The 20,480-nt window shown below is 74.1% G+C and carries 13 protein-coding genes; 8 read left to right on the forward strand and 5 right to left on the reverse strand.

Annotation, left to right across the window (positions count from 1 at the left end; translation table 11 throughout):
• Positions 1-5,171, reverse strand: a 5,171-nt coding sequence (locus tag AB0J76_RS36545; RefSeq protein WP_364392260.1) for an amino acid adenylation domain-containing protein, incomplete at its 3' end; no start/stop codon positions are given.
• A complete protein-coding gene (locus AB0J76_RS36550; RefSeq protein WP_352329140.1) occupies positions 5,168-9,922 on the reverse strand; it encodes an amino acid adenylation domain-containing protein in 4,755 nt (1,584 codons plus the stop codon). The genes AB0J76_RS36550 and AB0J76_RS36545, both read right to left, overlap by 4 nt.
• A 744-nt stretch (positions 9,923-10,666) precedes the next feature.
• Between AB0J76_RS36550 and AB0J76_RS36555 the strand changes: the two genes are divergently transcribed.
• Positions 10,667-10,849 (forward strand): hypothetical protein, encoded by a 183-nt coding sequence (locus tag AB0J76_RS36555; RefSeq protein ID WP_364392263.1) that lies wholly within the window; start codon positions 10,667-10,669, stop codon positions 10,847-10,849.
• Here the strand turns inward: AB0J76_RS36555 and AB0J76_RS36560 are convergent, their stop codons facing one another.
• Entirely contained in the window at positions 10,850-11,137 is a 288-nt protein-coding gene (locus AB0J76_RS36560) for a hypothetical protein (RefSeq protein ID WP_352330461.1), read from the reverse strand. It lies immediately after the preceding gene.
• Positions 11,138-11,166: 29 nt separating this feature from the next.
• Positions 11,167-11,928: a L,D-transpeptidase gene (locus tag AB0J76_RS36565; protein ID WP_352330463.1), complete on the reverse strand. Its 762-nt coding sequence runs from the start codon at positions 11,926-11,928 to the stop codon at positions 11,167-11,169.
• 90 nt (positions 11,929-12,018) lie between these two features.
• Here AB0J76_RS36565 and AB0J76_RS36570 point away from each other — a divergent pair, with 90 nt between their 5' ends.
• The 3 genes from AB0J76_RS36570 to AB0J76_RS36580 are packed head-to-tail and all read left to right on the forward strand — an operon-like array spanning position 12,019 to position 15,719.
• The gene (locus tag AB0J76_RS36570) at positions 12,019-12,702 is read left to right on the forward strand and encodes a response regulator transcription factor (protein WP_352330464.1); all 684 of its coding nucleotides are present in this window, start codon (positions 12,019-12,021) and stop codon (positions 12,700-12,702) included.
• The gene (locus tag AB0J76_RS36575; RefSeq protein ID WP_364392268.1) at positions 12,699-14,474 is read left to right on the forward strand and encodes an ATP-binding protein; all 1,776 of its coding nucleotides are present in this window, start codon (positions 12,699-12,701) and stop codon (positions 14,472-14,474) included. The genes AB0J76_RS36570 and AB0J76_RS36575 overlap by 4 nt, the downstream gene beginning before the upstream one ends.
• A gap of 30 nt (positions 14,475-14,504) precedes the next feature.
• Positions 14,505-15,719, forward strand: coding sequence for an ROK family transcriptional regulator (locus AB0J76_RS36580; RefSeq protein ID WP_352327661.1), 1,215 nt, complete (start codon positions 14,505-14,507; stop codon positions 15,717-15,719).
• A gap of 86 nt (positions 15,720-15,805) precedes the next feature.
• Here the strand turns inward: AB0J76_RS36580 and AB0J76_RS36585 are convergent, their stop codons facing one another.
• Entirely contained in the window at positions 15,806-16,024 is a 219-nt protein-coding gene (locus AB0J76_RS36585; RefSeq protein WP_352327660.1) for a hypothetical protein, read from the reverse strand.
• Positions 16,025-16,458: 434 nt separating this feature from the next.
• On the opposite strand from AB0J76_RS36585, the gene AB0J76_RS36590 reads away from it, so the two are divergent.
• The 4 genes from AB0J76_RS36590 to AB0J76_RS36605 all read left to right on the forward strand — a co-directional run bounded on the left by AB0J76_RS36590 (position 16,459) and on the right by AB0J76_RS36605 (position 20,454).
• A complete protein-coding gene (locus tag AB0J76_RS36590) occupies positions 16,459-17,775 on the forward strand; it encodes a cellulose binding domain-containing protein (protein ID WP_352327659.1) in 1,317 nt (438 codons plus the stop codon).
• Between the two features lie 353 nt (positions 17,776-18,128).
• Positions 18,129-19,139, forward strand: a complete 1,011-nt coding sequence (locus tag AB0J76_RS36595; RefSeq protein WP_364392272.1) for a ketoacyl-ACP synthase III family protein — start codon at positions 18,129-18,131, stop codon at positions 19,137-19,139.
• Complete coding sequence (locus AB0J76_RS36600; RefSeq protein ID WP_352327657.1) at positions 19,136-19,390, forward strand: hypothetical protein; 255 nt, start codon at positions 19,136-19,138, stop codon at positions 19,388-19,390. Before AB0J76_RS36595 ends, AB0J76_RS36600 begins: the two co-directional genes overlap by 4 nt.
• A gap of 20 nt (positions 19,391-19,410) precedes the next feature.
• Positions 19,411-20,454 carry a ketoacyl-ACP synthase III family protein gene (locus AB0J76_RS36605; RefSeq protein ID WP_352327656.1) on the forward strand — a complete coding sequence of 348 codons (1,044 nt, stop codon included), beginning with the start codon at positions 19,411-19,413 and terminating at the stop codon, positions 20,452-20,454.
• The last annotated feature ends 26 nt before the right edge of the window (positions 20,455-20,480 follow it).

The following is a 20,480-nucleotide window of genomic DNA, read 5'->3' on the forward strand; positions in this document are numbered from 1 at the left end:
AGCCGGCCCGGCAGCACGGCGGCCAGGTCGCCGCCCGAGGCCAGCAGCTCCAGGTGGCTCGGGACGCACTTGACGACGTCCACCCGGTGCTCGGCCAGGTAGCCGGCGAACGCGGCCGGGTCCATCGCGGTCTCCCGCGGCACCAGGTGCACCGTCCCGCCGGTGGTCAGCGCACCGAACACGCAGGTCAGGCCGAAGTCGGCGGCCGGTGTTGAGACCACGGCGAAGGAGCCGCCGGGCACGCCGATGCGCGGCAGCATGCCGCCCAGGTAGTTCAGGACGCCGCCGTGCTCGGCGGCCACCGCCTTGGGCGTGCCGGTGGACCCCGACGTGAAGATCACGTGGTGCAGGTGCTCCGGCAGCACGTCCACCCGGGGCCGGGTGTCCGGCAGGGACGGCGGCCGGTCCAGCGCCAGCACCCGCCTGCCGTCCCCGATCAGGGGCGCGAACTCGCTCACCGTCACCACGGCGCGCACCCCGGCGGCCTCCAGCATCGCGGCGATCCGCGCCGCCGGGTACGCCGGGTCCATCGGCAGGTAGCCGCCGCCCGACTTCTGGATGCCGAACAACGCGCACGCCAGGTCCGCCCCCGGCTCCAGCAGCACGCCGACCGGCTCGTCGGCGCTCACCCCGGCTTGGATCAGCCAGTGCGCGATGCGGTTGGCGGCCGACTCCAGCTCCGCGTAGGTCAGGGCGCGGTCGGCGCCCACCACGGCCGGCGCGCCGGGGGTCTCGTCCACCCAGCGTTCGATCAGGTGGTGCACCGCCCCGGCGGGCGGCTCCGGCGGCGGCCCGCCGGCCAGCGCCGGGCCGGTCACCGGCTCCAGCGGCACCGCGCCCACCGGCGCGTCCAGGTCGGCGAGCAGCCCGTCGAGCAGGGCGGCGTACCAGCGGGTCAGCTTGGCCGCGGTGCCCGGTTCGAAGAGGTCGATCCGGTAGGCGAGGCCGCCGCGCAGCGGCGCGCCCGGCCCGTCGTCCACGACGTGCCAGCTCAGGTCGAACTTGGTGGTCAGCTCCGGCAGGTGGATCTCGGACGCCTCCAGGCCGGGCAGCTCCGCCCCGGCCACGCCGGGGACGTAGTTGAGCATCACCTGGAACAGCGGCGTGGCCGCCAGGTTCCGCTCCGGCCGCAGCCGGTCCACCACCCGGTCGAACGGCGTGCCCGCGTGCGCGAGCGCGCCCAGCGCGGACTCCCGCGCGCGGGCCAGCAGGTCGCGCCCGGTCGGGTCGCCGCCCACGTCGGTCCGCACGACCACGGTGTTGAGGAAGCAGCCCACCACGCCTTCGGTGTCCGGGTGGTCGCGTCCGGAGACCGGCACGCCGACCGCGATGTCCGCGCTCGCCGACAGCCGGGCCAGCAGCGCCTGCAACCCGGCCAGCAGCACGATGAACGGCGTGGACCGGTAGGCGGCGGCCACCGTCCTGATCCGCTCGCTCAGCTCCGCCGGGAGCTCCAGGTCGAGCGCGGCTCCGCCCGGGTCGGGCACCGCGGGTCGCGGCCGGTCGGTGGGCAGGTCGAGCACCGGCGGCAGGCCGTCCAGGTGCCCGGCCCACCAGTCCAGGTCGGCCGGGTCGGGGACCGGCGACACCTCGGCGTACTGCGCCGGGGGCGGGTCGAGCGGCGGGCGCAGGCCCAGGCGGGCGGCGTACAGGCCGGACAGCTCAGACAGCAGCAGCCCGCGCGTCCACGCGTCGGTGGCGATGTGGTGGAAGGTGAGCGAGAGCACGTGCTCGTCGTCGTGCCCAGGATCGCCGACGGCGAGCAGCACCGCCCGCATCGGCGGCTCGCGGTCCAGCGCGAACGGCGTCGCCAGGTGCCCGGCCAGCACGTCCTCGACCTCGGACCGGTCCACGCGCGCGGTGGAGACGGGCACCTCGGCGGCGTCCCGCACCACCATGACCGGCTCGGGGCCGGAGTCGTCGACCACGCCGCGCAGCACGTGGTGCCGTTCGGCCAGGTCGCGCACCGCGTCCAGCAGCGCCTCCGCGCGCAGCGGGCCGCGCAGCCGCAGCGCCACCGGCACGTTGTAGGCGCTGCTGTCCGGTTCGAGCTGCGCCAGGAACCACAGCCTGGCCTGCACCCCGGACAGCGGCACCGGCCCGTCCGCCGGCGCGCGCCGCACGCGCGCCGCAGCGGCCGGACGGGGCAGCGCGGCGGCCAGGTCGGCCAGCACCGGGTGCTCGAACAGCAGCCGCACCGGCACCGCCGCGCCCAGCCGCTCCCGCAGCCGCCCGGCCACCCGGGTCGCGGCGAACGAGTGCCCGCCGAGGGCGAAGAAGTCGTCGTCCGCCCACACCTCGGCGAGTTCGAGCACGTCGGCCCAGACCTCGCCGACCAGGCGCTCGGCGGGCGTGCCCAGCGGCACCCGCACCGCGGGCGCCGCCTCGGGCACGGGCAGCGCCGCCCGGTCCACCTTGCCGTTCGGCGTGAGCGGCAACGCCTCCAGCACGCCGATCGCGGCCGGCACCATGTAGTCGGGCAACCGCTCGCGCAGCGCCGAGCGCACGGCCGCGGCCTCCACGGTCGCGGGCGTCACCCAGGCGGCCAGGCGGCGCTCCAGTCCGTCGCCGACCGGCTGCACGTACGCCTCCGCGACCTGCGGCAGAGCCCGCAACGCCGCGACGACCTCGCCCAGCTCGACGCGGAAGCCGCGCACCTTCACCTGGTCGTCGATGCGTCCCAGGAACTCGATCAGCCCGGTACCGGTCACCCGGACCCGGTCGCCGGTGCGGTACCAGCCGCCGGTGAAACGCTCCGCGGTGAGGTCGGGACGGCCCAGGTAGCCGCGGGCCACGCTCGGCCCGCCGATCCACAGCTCACCGGGCACGCCGGGCGGCAACGCCCGTCCGGACGGGTCGGCCACCCGGCACACCACGTCGGCCAGCGGGCGGCCCAGCGGGGCCCGGCCCGGACCCAGCTCGGCCAGTGCCTCGCCCGCGTCGCAGGCCAGCACCGACACCGTGGTCTCGGTGGGGCCGTAGTGGATCTGCACCTCCAGGTCCGGCCGCGCCGCCCGCACCCGCGCGACGAGGTCCGCCGGCACCGCCTCGCCGGCCAGGATCAGCAGCCTGCCGGGCAGGGCGGCCGTGCCGAGGAGTTCGAGCTGGCTGGGCACCATCTTGATCGCGTCCACCGGGTGCGCCGCCAGGCGGGCGGCGAACGCGGCCGGGTCGGTGGCCGTCTCGTGGTCGATCAGGTGGAGGGCGGCGCCCGTGGTCAGCGCGCACCACACGTTCGTCATGCCCAGGTCGGCGGCGGCGGTGGAGACCAGCGCGAACGACGTCAGCCCCGCGGGGAGGACCTCGGCCACCGCGCCGAGGTAGTGCGTGATGTGCCGGTGCTCGACCGCGACGCCCTTCGGCCGCCCGGTCGAGCCCGAGGTGTAGATCACGTACGCCAGGTGCTCGGGCCGCACCGCCACGCCGGGACGCTCGCCGGACGCCTCCGCCGCGGCGGCGAGCTCGGCGCCGGTGAGCACGATCCGCGCTCCGGCGTCGGCCACCACCGCCTGGTTGCGCCGCTCCGGGTAGACCGGGTCGAGCGGCAGGTAGGCGGCGCCCGCCTTGAGCACGCCGAGCATGGCGACCACCAGCTCCGGCCGCCGCTCCAGCAGCACGCCGACCGGCTCCTGCGGCCGCACCCCGTTCTCCAGCAGCCAGTGGGCCACCTGGTTGGCGCGGCGGTCCAGCTCCGCGTAGCTGAGCGGGCCGACCGCGACCGCGTCGGGACGGGCGTCGGCCATGCGCTCGACCAGCGTGTGCAGCGGCACGTCCACGGGCAGGACGGCGTCCCGGCCGCGCAGGTCGTCGCCGGCCGGCAGCCGCACCGGCGCGCCGGGGTCGGTGAGCATGCCGTCCAGCAGCTCCAGGTACCAGCCGGCGAGCCGGCGCACGGTGGCCTCGTCGAACAGGTCGGTGCGGAAGCGTAACTCGCCCGAGAAGCGGGTGCCGTCGTCGCCGAGCTCCAGGTTCAGGTCGAACTTGGCGGTCGGCGCGGGCGGCGTCCCGGTCTCGACCGCCAGCCCCGGCAGCGACGGCGGCGTGCCGGTGTCGTAGACGTTGAGCATCACCTGGAACAGCGGCGTGACCGCGAGGTTCCGCTCCGGCTGCAGGCGCTCCACGATCCGCTCGAACGGCGTGCCGGCGTGCGCGAACGCGTCCAGCGCCGCCGTGCGCGCCCGCGCCAGCAGCTCGGCGCCGGTCGGGTCGCCCGAGGTGTCGCCGCGCACCACCAGCGTGTTGATGAAACAGCCGACGACCCGCTCGGCGTCGGGGTGGTGGCGGCCCGCGTGCGGCACGCCGACGGCGATGTCGTCCACGCCGGACAGGCGGCTCAGCAGCGCCTGCAGCCCGGCCAGGAACACCATGAACGGCGACGTCCCGGCCACCGCGCGCACCTTCGCCGACAACGCCTCGGGCACCTCCACCGCGACCGCCGCCCCCTCCCAGGTGGGGACGGCCGGGCGCGGGCGGGCGAGCGGCAGGTCGAGCACCGGCGGCAGGCCCGCCAGGCGAGCGGCCCACCAGTCGAGGTCGGCGTCGGGCCGCCCGGCCTCCCACGCGGCGACGTCCGCGTACTGCAGGGCCGGGGGAGCGGGGGGCGGCTCCAGGCCGAGGCGGGCGGCGTACAGGTGGGCGAGATCGTCCAGCAGCACGCGTTCCGACCAGGCGTCGGTGGCGATGTGGTGCAGGGTGAGCGCGAGCACGCACTCCTCGTCGCCGAGCCGGTAGAGCGTGGCCCGCAGGGGCGGCTCGGCGTCCAGCCGGAACGGCCGCCAGGCGTGTTCGGCCAGCTTCCGTTCGAGCTCCGCCGGGCCCGCGTCCGACAGGTCGACCACGGGCACCGGCACGGCGGCGACGGGCCGCACGCGTCCGTCCTCGATGACGCCGCGCAGGATCCAGTGCCGCTCGGCCAGGTCGGCCACCGCGCCGGTGAGGGCGGCGACGTCCACCGGGCCGCGCAGCCGCAGCGTCAGCGGCACGTTGTAGGCGGGTGTGCCGGGTTCGAGCTGGGCCAGGAACCACAGCCGCTCCTGCGCCGGCGACAGCGGCATGTCCGCGGCCGACGTCGCCGGGATCCGGGGGACGGCGGCCTGCTCCTTCTGCTTCAGGGCGGCGGCGAGCCTGGACCGGACAAGTTCGGCGATCCGGTCCTCACGTACCTCGGTCATCCCTCGTTCCCCTCCATCAGGTCGGCGGCCAGCAGTTCCTCCAGCGCGGCGGCGAAGTCGGCCAGCACCGGCCGGTCGAACACCAACCGCACGGGCACGGTGAGCTGCAACATCTCGCGCAGGCGGGCGGCCACCCTGGTCGCGGCGAAGGAGGCTCCGCCGAGGGCGAAGAAGTCGTCGCCGGCCCACACCTCGGGCCGTTCGAGCACCTCGGCCCAGACGGCGGCCACCAGGAGCTCGGCCTCGGTGGCGGGTTCGACCCGCGCCGGGGCCGGGCCGGTGTCCGGCTCGGGCAGCGCGTGGCGGTCGACCTTGCCGCTCGGCAGCGTGGGCAGGGCCGGCAGCACGACCCAGCGGCGCGGCACCATGTGGCCGGGCAGCCGGGACCGGGCGTGCCGCTCGACCGCGGCCAGGTCCGCCGTCTCCGGCGCGACGTAGCCGACCAGGTGGGCCTGCGCGTCCGTGCCCGCCACGGTCACCGCGGCCTCGGCGACCTCGCGCAGCACGGCCTCGACCTCGCCCAGCTCGATCCGGTAGCCGCGGACCTTCACCTGGTGGTCGCGGCGGCCGTGGAACTCCAGCGTGCCGTCCGGCCGCCAGCGAGCCAGGTCGCCGGTGCGGTAGCAGCGGCCGTCCGGCGCGAACGGGTCGGCGACGAAGGCGGCCGCGGTCAGGTCCGGACGGTCCCGGTAACCGCGGGCCACCCCGGCGCCGCCTAGCAGCAGCTCGCCGACCGCGCCCGGCGGCACCAGCCGCAGCCGCGCGTCGACCACGTACGCCCGCTCGCCCGGCATCGGCGACCCGATCGGCACCCGGTCGCCCTCGTGCGCGCGCACCCGGTGCAGCAGGGAGGTGACGGTGGTCTCGGTGGGCCCGTAGGCGTTCCACAACTCGCCGACGCGCAGCAGGACCTGCTCGGCCAGCGCCGGGTCCAGCGCCTCCCCGCCGGCGACGGCGCGCAGCGCGGGGTCACCCGCCCAGCCGGCCGCGATCAGCATCCGGTACGCGGTCGGCACCAGGTCGACCACCGTGGCCGCGCTGGTGGCGATCAGCTCCGCCAGCGCGTGCCCGTCGGTGGCCGTGGCCCTGTCCACCACCACGGACGTGCCGCCGGCGGCCAGGACGCTCCACAGCTCGGAGGCGGAGACGTCGAAGCTCAGCGGCGCGACCGCGGGCTGCACGTCGGCCGGGCCGAGGCGGAGCGTCGAGATCATGCCGGCCACGAGGGCGGCCAGGGCGCCGTGGGTGACCTCGACCCCCTTGGGCGTGCCGGTGGAGCCGGAGGTGTAGGTGACGTACGCCAGGTCCTCGGCGCGCACCTCGGGAAGGTCCGCGCGGGGGCCGGCCGCGAGCCGGTCCGCGTCGAGAGGCACCGGCCCGTCCTCGCCGGGCGCCGTCTCCAGGGGCGTCTGGCCGCGGGTGAGGACCACGCGGGCGCCCGCGTCCGCGGCCAGCAGGCGCAGCCGCTCGGCCGGGTGTTCCGGGTCCAGCGGCAGGTACGCCGCACCCGCCCGCCACACGCCCAGCAGCGCCGCGGGCAACATCTCGTCCCGCGGCACGTGGACGCCGACCACGTCGCCGCGCGACACGCCGTGCGCCAGCAGCCCGGCCGCGATCCGGTCGGCGCGGTCGTTCAGCTCGGCGTGGCTCAGGGTGACGCCGTCCGGGCCGACCACCGCCCTGCCCGCCCCGCCCGCTGTGCCGGTGGCGTGTGCGGCGAGCGACAGCGGCACCGGCGGCAGGTCGTCCGGCAGCAGCGGGCCGGCCGCGCGGGCCAGCAGCGCGGCGCGTTCGTCCGGGGTGACCGGCTCGAACGTGGCGATCGCCAGGTCCGGCTCGGCCACCACGCGGCGCAGCAGCCACAGCAGCCGGTCCAGGTACGCCCCGGCCGCCTCCCGGCCGAGCAGCGCGACCGCGTACTCCAGGTGCAGCTCGGCGCCGGCGGCCGTGCGGTTGACGAGCACGCTGAACTCGTGGACCGCCGCGCCCGGACCGATCTCGGTCAGCAGTTCGAGGCAGCCGGCGCGCACCGGCACCTCGGCGTGCTGCATGGCCAGCAGCACCGGGGCGCGGGGCACGTCGGCGGGCGGGACCTCCTGGTGGACCAGCGCCCGCGTGGCGGCCTGCCCGGCCTGCCGGACCAGGTCGCGGAAGGTCGGCGCGGCGTCCGGCCGCAGCCGCACCGGCACGGTGTCGATCAGCGGCCCGACGACCCGGGCCAGCTCCGGCCGGGCGCGCCGCGCCGCGACCATGCCGACCAGCGTGTCCGGCTCCCCGGCGACCAGGGCGAGCGCGGCCAGGTAGACCGCGTACGGCGTCGCGCCGCACGCGCGGGCCAGCGCGGCCACGCCGTCCGTGAACTCCTCGGTGAGCGGCCTGATCACCCGGCACGTCGTCAGGTCGCCGGGCGGCGGCCCCGCCACCGGCGCCCCCGCCAGCTCGCCGCGCCAGAACTCCCGCAGCCGCGCGAGGTCGGGCCGGTCCTCCTGCTCGCGCACCGCCACGTCGCCGAGCTGCACCGCCGGCTCGGGGACGGGCTCGCCCGCCAGCTCGGCGGCCAGCTCGTCCATCAGCACGCCGGTCGAACCGCCGTCGAAGGCGATGTGGTCCGTCACGAGCACCAGCTCGGCCACGCCCTCTCCGACGGGGCACAGGCTCGCGCGCAGCAACGGCACCTCGGTCGTCACGTCGAACACGTGCTCCACCGCGGCCCGGGCCACCTTCACCGGGTCCGCGCCCGCCGGATGCTCGACCAGGGGGACGGCGACGGGCGGGTGCACGACCGCGTACGGGACGCCGTCCTCGCCGACGGAGACCGTGCTGCGCAGGGCCTCGTGCCGGCGCAGGACCGCGTCCAGCGCCCGGCGCAGCGGCGCGCTCCCGCTCAGGCCGCGCACGCGCAGCCGGATCGACACGGTGGTGACCGGGCTGTGCGGGTGGAGCTGGCGCAACGTCCAGAACTCGCGTTGCGCGGCGGTGAGCGGGTGCCGGGTCCGGCCGGTCCGCCGCACCGGCGCCGATCCCGGCTCGCGCAGGCGCGCCGCCAGCCCGGCCGCGGTCGGCTCGGTCAGGAACGTCGCCAGCGGCACGGTGTGCCCGAGCCGCCGGGACAGCTCGGTCACCACCCGGGCGGCGGCCAGCGAGTGCCCGCCCAGGTCGGCGAACCGGTCGTGCACCCCCACCTCCGGCAGGCCCAGCACGTTCGCGATCACCTCGGCCACCTGGCGCTCGTCGTCCGTCCGGGGCGCGACCGGCGCCGCGGTCCCCGTCCGGGCGGCGCCCAGCTTGGGCAGGGCCGCGCGGTCCACCTTGCCGGTGGGGGCGATCGGCAGGTCGCCGGTCACGCCGATCCTGGCCGGGACCAGGTGGTCGGGCAGCCGGTCACGCAGCCAGTCGCGCAGCTCGGGCTCGCTCACGCCGGAGGCGGCCACGTGCGCGACGAGGTAGGCGATGCCGTCGTCGTCGGTGTGCGCCAGGACGACGGCGCGGCGCACCGCGGGATGGCGGTCCAGCGCGGACTCGACCTCGCCCAGCTCCACCCGGTAGCCGCGGATCTTGACCTGGTCGTCGGCGCGGCCCACGTAGCGCAGCTCGCCGTCCACCCATCGGACCAGGTCGCCGGTGCGGTAGACGCGGGTGCCGTCCGGGTCGGTGCCGAACGCCTGCGAGTCGTGGCCCAGGTAGCCGCGGGTCACGTTCGGCCCGCCGATCCACAACTCGCCGACCTCGCCGTCGGGGACCGGCCTGCCGTCGGCGTCGCGCACGCTGAGCAGCGCGCCCGCCATCGGCCCGCCCAGCGGCGGGTCGCCCTGGTGGTCGCGGCTCACCTCGAACAGGGTGGAGCCGGTGGTGCACTCGGTGGGGCCGTACATGTTGAGCACGCGGCGCACGCCGGGGTTGGCGTACACGCGCGCGACCAGCGCGGCGGTCAGCCGCTCGCCGCCGGACAGCACCATGCGCACGCCGTCCGGCAGCGGCTCGCGCAGCAGCACCGACAGCGCGGACGGGACGCCGAAGACCGTGCGCACCTCGTCGCGGGCGGGCAGCGTGGGCAGCGCCAGCACGTTGTCCGCCATGATCACGGTCCCGCCCGCGAACAGCGGCGTGAAGATCTGGGTGATCGAGGCGTCGAAGCAGATGGAGGAGCCGGCGAGCATGCCGCTCAGCTCCTCGGCGGTGTAGGCGGACGCCTCCCAGCGCACCAGGTTGAGGGTGTTGCGGTGCTCCACGACCACGCCCTTGGGACGGCCGGTGGAACCGGAGGTGTAGATGACGTACGCGGCGTCGCCCGGTTCGCCGGGCACCCGCGGCCCGTGCGCGGCGGGCGTCACGTCGTCGACGAGCACGGTGTCCGCGCCGGTCGGCGCCGCGGTCTCGCGCCGCGCCGCCGAGGTGACCACCGCGGTCATGGCGGCGTCCTCGGCCATGAAACGTAAGCGCTCGGCCGGGTAGGCCGGGTCCAGCGGCACGTAGGCCGCGCCCGCCTTGAGCACCCCGATCAGCGCGGGCACCAGCCACTCGTCGCGGTCGAGGCAGATGCCCACCAGGTCGCCGCGTGCCACACCCCGCGCGGCCAGGGCGTTGGCGATCCCGTTGGCCCTGCGGTCGAGCTCGGCGTAGGTCATCCGGCTCGTGCCCGCGACGACGGCGAGGCGATCGGGTGTCCGCCGGCACTGCGCCTCCAGGGCCTCGTGGAGGCGTCCCGGCGAGTCGGTGGGAGGGCGGTTCGCGCCCGTCACATCCGTAGTCATGTGTCCTCTTTCCAGCAAAGATCAAACGTGCCCGGGTGGGCGGTCCGGAACAGCCCGTTCCTCGGGGACGCACGCGAGCCCGGGCGAGGTCGTCGCTGGGCGCGTGGGGTCGTGCGGGTTCGTGCGGGCGGTTCAGTGTCGCGCGGTCGCGGGGGTGGCGGGGGGCTTTCGCGGCAAATGTCGGGGTCTGCGGTTACGTGCTCCTTTCGCCCATGGTCGTCCGCGCAACAGGATCGGTGACCCGGCTTGCCGCTGACTTGGAACCTGCCATGATCTTGCTTGCAGGAGGGGCGTCATCGGCCGGTGGCGGCCGGACGGCTCGGCAGGCGGTCAGCGACGTCCCGGCGCCCGGCGTCGGCCGGAGCGCGCGAACCTCCTGGACCGGCGACAGGCAAACCCCGGGCTCCGGACGTGGGCGAGGAGTGCGGCCTTCTCGCCACTGCTCCGGAACGCCACACCGACATGATCCTCTTCGCCGGGGCGGTCCCGCAATCGGGGTTGAAAGGCGCGAAAACCGTGGACGGGCAAGCACATCCGTCGCGCGACCTCACGGGACGGTGAGGTGGGGAGCGCGACGGGAAAGGCCCGGCCCTCGGGGCGTCGGCGCACGAGAGGGCTTGAAAGGAAAGCCCCCGCCGGGGGCAGACCCCGGCGGGGGAGGGGCGGCGTCACGGACGCCGTGGTGCGCGCGGTCAGGGACGGCGCGGCCGCCGCACGCGAGACCGCGGTGTCACGGACGCCGTGATGTGCGTGGTCAGGGACGGCGTGGCCGTCCCGCTCGCCGCCCGCACGTGGCGCCGCGGCGTCCGGGCCCTGCTCCCGCCCGTGATGGCCAGGCCGCGGACGCGGCCGACGGGCAGGAGCGGAGGGACGTCACGCGGCTGCGACGTGTCGTGCTGGGACGTGTCGTGCTGCGACGTGTCGTGATCAGCCGGTGTAACGCGGCTTGACGGCGACCGGCTCCTTCGGCCCCGCCGTCTGCTCCACCGTGGGCCGGCCTTCGGCGGGCACCGGGGAGGGCGCCGCGGAGGGGCCCCCGGCGGGCACGGCTGCGGGCACAGCGGCGGGCACAGCGGCGGGCACAGCGGCGGGCACTGCGGCGGGCACCGCGGCGGGCTTCTTGGGCTCGGCCGAGGCCGTCCCCGACAGCCCGGCGAGACCCGCCGCGAGGGCCAGCGCCGCGACGCCGCCGACGAGCATGGTTCTGATCTTCATAGGGTTCCTCTCATCCTTCGAGCAGGGCCTCAGCCCTTGACGACGACCGGAGTGCCGATCGCCAGGTTCTTCGCCATCCAGGTGATGTCGTCATTGCTGACCCGGACGCAGCCGTGGCTGGCCCGCGTGCCGATGGCGGAAGGCTTGTTAGTCCCGTGGATCGCCAGCTGGCCGGGGCCGCCGGCGAAGCTCTTCAGCACCGGCGAGAAGCCGCTCAGCCCGAACGCGTAGGCGCCGTAGGCCCCGCCGTCACCGGTGGGCCTCACCAGCTCGGTGAAGAAGTAGCGGCCCGGCGGCGTCGGCGTCCCGGCCTCGCCGGTCGCGACCCTGCCCGTCCTGACGGGCCGGTCGCCGTCGTAGACCGTGAAGCGGAACGCCCCGCGGTCGATCTCCACGCGGTGGGAGGTCTCCGCGAGCGTCACGTCGGCGGCCTTGATCCAGCCCTTGCTGCCGTTGGGCCGGATCGGCAGCAGCACCCGGAGCCAGTCGCCCTCGTCGCGGTCCACCAGGAAGACGCGCGTCGCGCCGTAGTCGTTGGGACTGGTGATCGTCCTCTGGGGCGCGCCCTTCTTGTCGCGGTAGATCGTGATCCGGGCTCCCCTGACGCCCGCGATCTTCGCTCCGGCGCCGCCCGCCGGCTCGGTGCGCGCGGCGCTGCTCGCCGTGGTGCTCGCCGGGGTGGCCGCCGTGGCGCCCGCGGGCCGTACGGCGCTGTCCGCGCTGCCCGCGCAGCCCGCAGTCAGGAGGGCGAGTGCCGTCGCCGCGGCCGTACGAAGCAGGTTGGTTCTCACCCGGCGCAGCCTGGCGGCAGAATGTGTGGAACCTGTTTGCCTGTCATGCGGATCCCGTATGCACTCGCGGAGTGCGCATAACCTCGGGCCATGTGCGCGTACGTACTGGTCGCCGAGGACGACCCCAAGCAGGCCGAACTGCTCAGGCGCTACCTGGAGCGGGAGGGCCACGAGGTCCGCGTCGTGCACGACGGACGTTCGGCGATCGACGAGGCCCGGCAGGGGGACCCCGGCCTCGTGCTGCTCGACGTGATGATGCCGAAGGTCGACGGGCTGGACGTCTGCCGGGTGCTGCGCGCCGAGTCCGACCTGCCGATCCTGATGCTGACCGCCAGGTCCACCGAGGACGACCTGCTGCTCGGGCTCGACCTCGGCGCCGACGACTACATGACCAAGCCGTACAGCCCGCGCGAGCTGATGGCCCGCGTGCGCACGCTGCTGCGCCGCGCCGGCAGGTCGCCGGAGGCCGGCCGGCTGTTCCGGGCCGGTGACCTGGTCGTCGACCCGGTCAGACACACCGTCACCGTGGCGGGCACGCCGGTCGACTGCACGCTCGCCGAGTTCCGGATCATCGAGACGCTGGCCGCCGAGCCGGAACGGGTGTTCACCAGGAAGCAGCTGCTGGAGCGCGTCCACGGCTTCGACCGCTTCATCACCGAACGCACGGTCGACGTGCACGTGATGAACCTGCGCAAGAAGATCGAGCCCGACCCGCGCCGCCCGTCCCGGCTGCTGACCGTGTACGGCGTCGGCTACAAGCTGACCCAGGCATGAGGTCGCTGTTCGTCAGGCTGCTCACCAGCTCGGCCGTCGTGGCGGTCTGCTCGATCACGGCGACGGCGTGGCTGGCCGCGAGCAGCACCTCCGGCGCGATCCAGCGCGAGCAGGGCCAGACGCTGGCCAGCGACGCCCAGATCAACAACAGCCTGCTCGGTTACGCCGCCCGCCATCCCGACTGGTCCGGCGTCGCCGCCACCGTCCGCGACCTCGCCGCCGCCAACAACCGCCGCGTCGCGCTGACCACCGAGAAGGGCGCCCTCATCGCGGACTCGGCGGCCGCCGGGACCCCGCTGCCCGCCAGGGTGTCGGCCGTCGTCGATCCGCTGGCCGTGGACGTGACGCTGGTGCCGGGGGCGGCCGAGGACCGCATCGATCCGCGCGCGGTGGGCCCCTTCCTGCTGCCCGACCGTGACCGGGTCCGGCTGGGGAAGGCGGCCGACGCCTACGCCGCCTGCATGAGACGTACCGGGCAGGCCGTCCGGACGACCGTCTCCCGCACCGGCAGGCCGTCCGTGACGACGACCGGCGAAGGGATCCCGCAGGAGCCGAGCCCGGTCCCCGCGGTGAAGGCCCCCTGCGACGCCGTCACCTTCAACACGCCGACGCGCACCGAGAAGGCCGCGTTGAAGCAGCTCAACCTCCTGGTCGGCAGCTGTCTGAAGGGCAAGGGCGCGGAACGCGGCTCGGTCGGCCTCGACTTCACCTGGGTTCCCAAGGAGAAACGGCCGGGTCCGGCGGTCGCCGAACCCGGCCAGACGATCTCCTCCTGCATCGTCGCGGCCCGCAAGGAACAGCTCGACCCCTACGTCGCCCCCGCCGCCTACCTGTACATCGGTTCCCCCGCCGAGGCCACCGGCCCGCGCATCCCGCTGCCCTCGATCGCCGGCGCCGCTCTCCTCGTGCTCGTGCTGACCGTCGGCGTCAGCGTCATGGCGGCCAGGCGCCTGGTCGGCCCGGTCAACGCGCTCACCCACGCCGCCCGGCGGATGCGCGACGGGGACAGCTCCGCCCGCGTCCAGGTCAGGACGACCGGCGAGATCAGCGAGCTGGCCACGGCGTTCAACGAGATGTCCGAGCACCTCCAGCGCATGGAGGAGCAGCGCAAGGCCATGGTCAGCGACGTCTCCCACGAGCTGCGCACCCCGCTGAGCAACCTGAGGGGCTGGCTGGAGGCGGCGCAGGACGGCGTCGCCGAGCTGGACCCCGCGCTGATCGCCTCCCTGGTCGAGGAGCTCCTGCTGCTGCAGCACATCGTGGACGACCTCCAGGACCTCGCCCTCGCCGACGCGGGCAAACTGCGCCTGCACCTCGAACCCGTGCACCTCGGCGACCTCCTCGACCAGGTGGCCACCGCCCACCGAGGCCGCGCCGAGGCCGCCGGCCTCACCCTGACCACCGGCGTCATCGGCGCCCCCGCCCTGACCGCCGACCCCGTACGGCTCCGCCAGGCCGTCGGCAACCTCGTCACCAACTCCCTGCGCTACACGCCGGCCGGCGGCCGCATCACGCTGGGCGCCCGCCGGGACGGCGACCACGTGGTCATCGAGGTGACCGACACGGGGATCGGCATCCGCGCCGAGCACCTTCCGCACGTCTTCGACCGGTTCTGGCGGGCGGAGAAGTCCCGCAACCGCCGCACCGGCGGCAGCGGCCTGGGCCTCGCCATCGTCCGCGACCTGGCCGAGGCGCACGGCGGCACCGCCACGGCCGCCAGCACCCCGGGCGTGCGCACCACCTTCACCTTGCGCCTTCCGGCACGACCGTGATCCTGTGAGGACGGGTCCTAGGGTGACGGTATGGCGGGATCGGCGGTGGTCGTGCGGACGCAGGAGCAGGTGCGGCAGCGGAACCTGAGCGAGGTGCTGCGGCGCGTCCACCACGAAGGGGCGGTGTCGCGCGCGGCGCTCGGCCGCCTGATGGGGCTCAACCGCAGCACCATCATGGACCTGACCGCCGAGCTGGCCGCGGCCGGGCTCGTCCGCGAGGGCGTGCCCGCCGGGCGGGGGCGGGCGGGGCGGCCGTCCATCGTCGTCATGCCCGAGCAGGGCACGGTGTACGGGCTGGCGTTCGACGTCGCCGTGGACCGGCTGGTCGCGGCCCGCGTCGGGCTGGGCGGCCGGGTCCTCGACCGCAGGGAGGCCGTGCGCGCCCGCGCCGGGGTCGACCTGGAGGACGTCGTCGGGGTGCTGGCCGCCTTCGGCCGCGAGCTGGTCGCCGGGGCCGGGCCGGACGCGTTGTGCGTGGGGGTCGGCGCCTCGTACTGCGGGCTGATCAGACGCACCGACGGCGCCGTGCGGTACGGGCCGCACCTCGGCTGGGTGGACCAGGCGTTCGGCGCGGAACTCGGCGCCGGGCTCGGCCTCGGGCTGCCCGTCGAGGTGGGCAACGAGGCCCACCTGGGGGCGATCGCCGAGCACGTGCGCGGCGCGGGACGAGACGTCGACAACCTCGTCTACCTGCACGGGGACGTCGGCGTCGGCGGCGGGATCATCGTCGGCGGCGAACTCCTGAACGGCGACACGGGCTACGGCTGCGAACTCGGGCACATGCTGGTCAACCCCTTCGACGGCCGGCCCTGCCTGTGCGGGTCGCGCGGCTGCCTGGAGGCCGAGGTGGGGGAGGAGGCGCTGCTCGACTACGCGGGACGGTCCGGCGACCTGGTCGGCCGCGACGGCATCCGGTCCGTCGTCGCCCTCGCCCGCGCCGGTGACGCCAGGGCGCGGGACGCCCTCGACCGCGTCGGCGACTGGCTCGGCGTCGGCGTCGTCAACCTCATCAACCTGTTCAACCCGGCGCTCGTGGTCTTCGGCGGGATGTTGCGCGACGTCTACCCCGGCGCCGAGCCACGCGTCCGCGCCCGGATCGACGCGCACGTGCTGCCGGTGTCGCGGGAACGCGTCCGCCTGGCCGTGACGGCCCTGGGCGACGACACCACGCTCGCCGGAGCCGCCGAACTCGCCTTCGCCGGTCTCCTGGACAACCCCCTCACCACCTTGACCGCCCTTCGCTGAGACGGCCGTCCGGCTCCCGCCGATCGCGGCGGGCGCACGCGCCCCCGGTTCGATCCGCGGGCCCGGGGGGCGTGCGCCGCACGGGGTCAGGCGTAGAGGAAGTAGTAGCTGTACTTGCTCTCCCACTGGCATGAATAGTCGTCCCACCAGTTCTGGTCGACGCCCTGGGTGCCGATCCGCTCGCACTCCGCGTGCTCCCTGAAGACGCCCGCCAGTTTCTCGGCGTTCGCCGGGGCGGCGCCGATCGTCAGCGACACTCCAAGGACCATGACGGCCGAGACGAGAACAGCGCGTGCCTTTCGCATTCGTCCTCCTGCGACTGGGGAGATCATGTCGGTGGACATTATCACTCACCGCTCCGGCGGGATTGTCGCGTAGGAATCCTGGGCCGCCGGGTCATGAAACTTTCATTGGCGTGAAAGACGCCGTGGGGGTGTATCCGACCGCCTGTGCACGCCATGGATGATCTGGGATCGTCTCCGCGCCTTACAGCCCCAAAGTACGATTTATGCCGCTTTCCCGTTCTAAGGGAAACGAAACTTCGAAAACTTTGACCATCGTCGCGTTGGTGGCATATCGTCGCCCCGCCCATATCGATGTGAGCCGCGACACTCGAACAGGACGTTGTTCTCACAGGCGCGACAGGCCGGCGTGCTCATCACGGCCGCCCTGCCATCGACCGAGACACGGACGGCCACCCGGGGAAGCGGCGACCATCCGACCCAACCGGAGTCGCACCATGCAAGCTCGAATCCGCACGGCCGCCGTCGGCTTGGCGATGACCGTGCTGGCCGCCGTCGGTGTGCCGGCGGCCTTCGCGCCGCCGGCACACGCGACGCAGACGATCACCGACATCGCCTACGCGCCCGCGCAACCGGCCGGCAGCAGAGGGCATCTGCTGGATCTCTACCTGCCCGCCACCGGCATCACGCCCCGCCCCCTGATCATCTGGCACACCGGCTCGGCGTGGAGCAGCGACGACGGCAAAGCCGGCGCGGACGCCATCGCCGCCATCTTCAACCCTCTGGGCTTCGCGGTGGCCGGCGTCAGCGTGCGCTCCAGCGCCCAGGCGATCTTCCCGGCCCAGGTGCACGACATCAAGGCGGCGATCCGCTGGCTGCGCGCGAACGCGGCCACGTACCAGCTCGACCCCAACCGATTCGCGATCATGGGCGACTCCTCGGGCGGCTGGCTGACGGAGATGGCCACGCTGTCCGGCGGCGTGTCGGCGCTGGAGGGCGCCATCGGCACGACCGGCGTCTCCAGCGCCGTGCAGACGGGGCTCGCCTTCTACAGCCCGACCGACTTCCTGCAGATGAACGCGCAGAACCTGCCGACCGGCGGGCTGGACCACAACTCTCCCGCCTCGCCGGAGTCCCTGCTGGTCGGCTGTCCCATCCAGACCTGCCCGGCCACGGTGGCCCAGGCCAATCCGATGACGTACGTCGACGCCAACGACCCGCCGCTGATGTTCCTGCACGGCCAGGCCGACTTCCTGGTGCCGCACGGGCAGAGCGTCCTGCTCTACAACAAGATCAAGGCTCAGTGCGGGTCGGCCACCTTCGTCTCGGTGCCCGGCGCCGACCACATGATGCCCCAGGTCATGGACCCCGCCCATTACGGCACGCAGACCGTCCGCACCACCAAGAACTGCGGCGAGACCGTCGGCACCGGCACCCTCGACCCCACCTGGCCCAACTTCACGACCTTCCTGCGCGGCGGGCTCAAGATGGGCACCTCCTGCGAGGTCAGCTACGCCACCGAGGTCTGGAACGGCGCGTTCAACGGCAGCCTGACCATCAGGAACACCGGCACGACCCCCATCTACGGCTGGACCGTCACGTGGGCCTGGTCGGGCAACCAGCTGATCACCAACGCCTGGAACGCCACGGTGACCCAGACCGGCACGCAGGTGACCGCCCGCGACGCCGGCACCAACACCTACATCGGCCCGGGCTCCAGCCAGAGCCTCGGCTTCTCGGCGTCCGTCACCGGGACGAACGACATTCCCGCCCAGTTCAAGCTCAACAACATCGTCTGCACGAGAGTGCCCTGAGCCGACCCGGGTTCCGCCGCCGTGGATTCCCGAATTTTATTCGGCGAAATCCGCGGGCGGGGAGCTGAATAGCGGCTTTCCCTTATTGCGCCACGTTCCGTCGAACCTCGGTCACGGAAGGTCGCGGATCACCTTATTGCGTTATTCGGCGGGCCGCCCCTATCCTTACCCGGGACGGCCCGCCGGCTCATTTACCGTCGTATTCACCGACCGGCCGGGGGCCACGTGACTCCTGGCCGGAAATAAATCGGATAAGCGCTTTTCCCTGGCGCGGGCCGTTGTCCGGGATTCGTCGATGAGTTAGGGGGCGTGTGCGTACACCCAACATGTTCGTCAGGAGCCTGGGCGTTTACGTGCCTGACAGCGTGAGCGTCGAACAGGCCGTCCGCGAGGGCTGGTACCCGGCCGCGGACGCCGAGAAATACCGGCAGATCGGCGCGGCGGTGGCCGGCGACATGCCGGCGCCGGAGATGGCGCGGCTCGCGGTCCTGGACGCGTACGAGCGATGGGGCGAGTCCTCCCCGCGCGATCTGGACCTGCTGCTCTACCCGTCGGTCTGGCACCAGGGCCCCAACGGCTGGCAGCCCCAGCACTACCTGCAGATGCACCTCCTCGGCGGCGGCGTGCCGGCGCACGAGATCCGCAGCGGCTGCGTCGGGATGATCAGCTCGCTGGAGCTGGCGGCGAGCTACCTCCAGGCCGACGCCGACCGGCGGACGGCCATGGTGGTCTCCGCCGACAACCACGGCACTCCGCTGGTGGACCGCTGGCGGATGACCCCCGGGGCGCTGATCGGCGACGCCGCGGCCGCGCTCGTCCTCGGCAAGGACTACGGCATGGCCGAGCTGCTGTCGGTGAACATGACGGTGATCCCCGAGGCCGACGCGGTCAACGACGGCGCCTACCCGCTCTTCCCCCCGGACGCCACCGTCGGCAGGGGGCTGAGCTTCGGCGACCGGCACGAGGAGTTCCGCCAGCGGCTGCTCAAGGCGCAGGGCACCGGCATCCACCTGACGATCCAGAAGACGATGATGCAGCAGGTCGAGCAGACCGTGGACGAGGCCGGGATCGGCTTCGGCGACATCACCCGGGTGGCCTTCCCGCACGGCCGCCGCGAGGACCTGGACGGGCAGATGTCCTGGCTGGGCATCGACGAGGACCAGACGACCTGGGACTACGGCCGGCGCGTCGGCCACTGCGGCGCGGTCGACCAGTTCATCGCCTTCGAGCACCTGATCGCCACCGGCGGGCTCGTGCCCGGCGACCACCTGCTCATGGTCGGCTTCGGCTCCGGCACGTCGGTCGCCGCGGCGGCGTTCCGGGTCCTGTCCACCACGCCCGTCACGAGAGGAGCACGCGCGTGAGCGACGACCTCACCCGGCGGCTGGTCGACTTCGTCCAGGACAACCTCGTCCTGGACGGCGACGACGTCAAGGTGGACGAGACCACCCCGCTCCTCGTGTCGGGCCTCCTGGACTCCCTGCGCACGGCGCGGCTGCTGAACTTCCTCAGGAAGGACGTCGGCGTCCGGGTCACCGCCGCCATGCTCGACCCCGAGAACTTCAGGGACGTCGCGACCATCGTGACGATGGTCAGAGAACTCCGATCCGCTTAGCCGGGACGAGGACGGAAGCCATGCGGTACGCGGACACCTACATCGGCGGCGTGGGAACCTACCTGCCCAGGACCGTCGTCAGCGTCGAGAAGGCCGTCGCCAAGGGCTGGTACCCGGCGGAGGACGCCGAGCTGCACAACCTGGCGGGGACGGTGGTCGCCGGCGACGTGCCGGCTCCCGAGATGGCCCTGCACGCGGCGCGCAGCGCGATCAAGCGCAGCGGCCGGGCGCCGGGCGACCTCGATCTCCTCCTGTACGCCTCGACCTGGCACCAGGGCCCGGACGGCTGGCCTCCGCACTCCCACCTGCAACGTCATCTCGTCGGCGGGGACGTCCTGGCCACCGAGATCCGGCAGGGCTGCAACGGCATGTTCATCGCCCTGGAACTGGCGGCCGGTCACCTGGCCGCCGCGCCCGGCAGGCAGGCCGCCCTGCTGGTCGCCGCCGACAACTACGGCACCCCGCTGATGGACCGGTGGCGGATGGGCCCCGGCTACATCGGCGGGGACGCCGCCGCCGCGCTCGTGCTCACCAAGGACCGCGGGTTCGCCCGCCTGGCCTCGGTCTGCACGACGACGGTGGCCGGGGCCGAGGAACTGCACCGGGGCAGCGAACCGCTGTTCCCGCCGGGCGTCACGGTCGGGCGCCGGATGAGCTTCGCGGCCCGCAACGAGCAGTTCCGGCAGCAGGTCATGCCCAAGGGCGAGGCCACCGCGGCGTTGTTCAACATCCAGCGGGCGCTGATGGAGATCGTCGAGCGTGTGCTGGACGAGAGCGGGATCGAGGCCCGCGACCTGACCCGCGTGGCGTTCATGAACTACTCCGAGGAGATCGTCGAACAGCGGTGCATGGCCGTGGTCGACCTGCCCATGTCCCGCTCCACCTGGGACTACGGCCGCACCATCGGCCACTGCGGGGCGAGCGACCAGGTCCTCTCCCTCGACCACCTGCTCACGACCGGGCAGCTGGGCCCCGGCGACCACCTGCTCATGCTCGGCACCGGGCCCGGGGTGACCGTCTCCGGGGCCGTGCTCGAAATCCTCGAAACTCCTCATTGGGCCTGACATCGAAGGGAAACGAACGCAGATGG

The organism is Nonomuraea sp. NPDC049624 (assembly GCF_040675255.1).
In the GTDB taxonomy this organism is placed as follows: Bacteria; Actinomycetota; Actinomycetes; order Streptosporangiales; family Streptosporangiaceae; genus Nonomuraea.

What these genes read in the sequence shown, in the direction of transcription:
- AB0J76_RS36585 (WP_352327660.1), bottom strand. Translation starts at nt 16,024, where the DNA reads ATGCGAAAGGCACGCGCTGTTCTCGTCTCGGCCGTCATGGTCCTTGGA.
- AB0J76_RS36575 (WP_364392268.1), top strand. Translation starts at nt 12,699, where the DNA reads ATGAGGTCGCTGTTCGTCAGGCTGCTCACCAGCTCGGCCGTCGTGGCG.
- AB0J76_RS36550 (WP_352329140.1), bottom strand. Translation starts at nt 9,922, where the DNA reads ATGACTACGGATGTGACGGGCGCGAACCGCCCTCCCACCGACTCGCCG.
- AB0J76_RS36590 (WP_352327659.1), top strand. Translation starts at nt 16,459, where the DNA reads ATGCAAGCTCGAATCCGCACGGCCGCCGTCGGCTTGGCGATGACCGTG.
- AB0J76_RS36570 (WP_352330464.1), top strand. Translation starts at nt 12,019, where the DNA reads ATGTGCGCGTACGTACTGGTCGCCGAGGACGACCCCAAGCAGGCCGAA.
- AB0J76_RS36580 (WP_352327661.1), top strand. Translation starts at nt 14,505, where the DNA reads ATGGCGGGATCGGCGGTGGTCGTGCGGACGCAGGAGCAGGTGCGGCAG.
- AB0J76_RS36555 (WP_364392263.1), top strand. Translation starts at nt 10,667, where the DNA reads ATGTGCGTGGTCAGGGACGGCGTGGCCGTCCCGCTCGCCGCCCGCACG.
- AB0J76_RS36560 (WP_352330461.1), bottom strand. Translation starts at nt 11,137, where the DNA reads ATGAAGATCAGAACCATGCTCGTCGGCGGCGTCGCGGCGCTGGCCCTC.
- AB0J76_RS36605 (WP_352327656.1), top strand. Translation starts at nt 19,411, where the DNA reads ATGCGGTACGCGGACACCTACATCGGCGGCGTGGGAACCTACCTGCCC.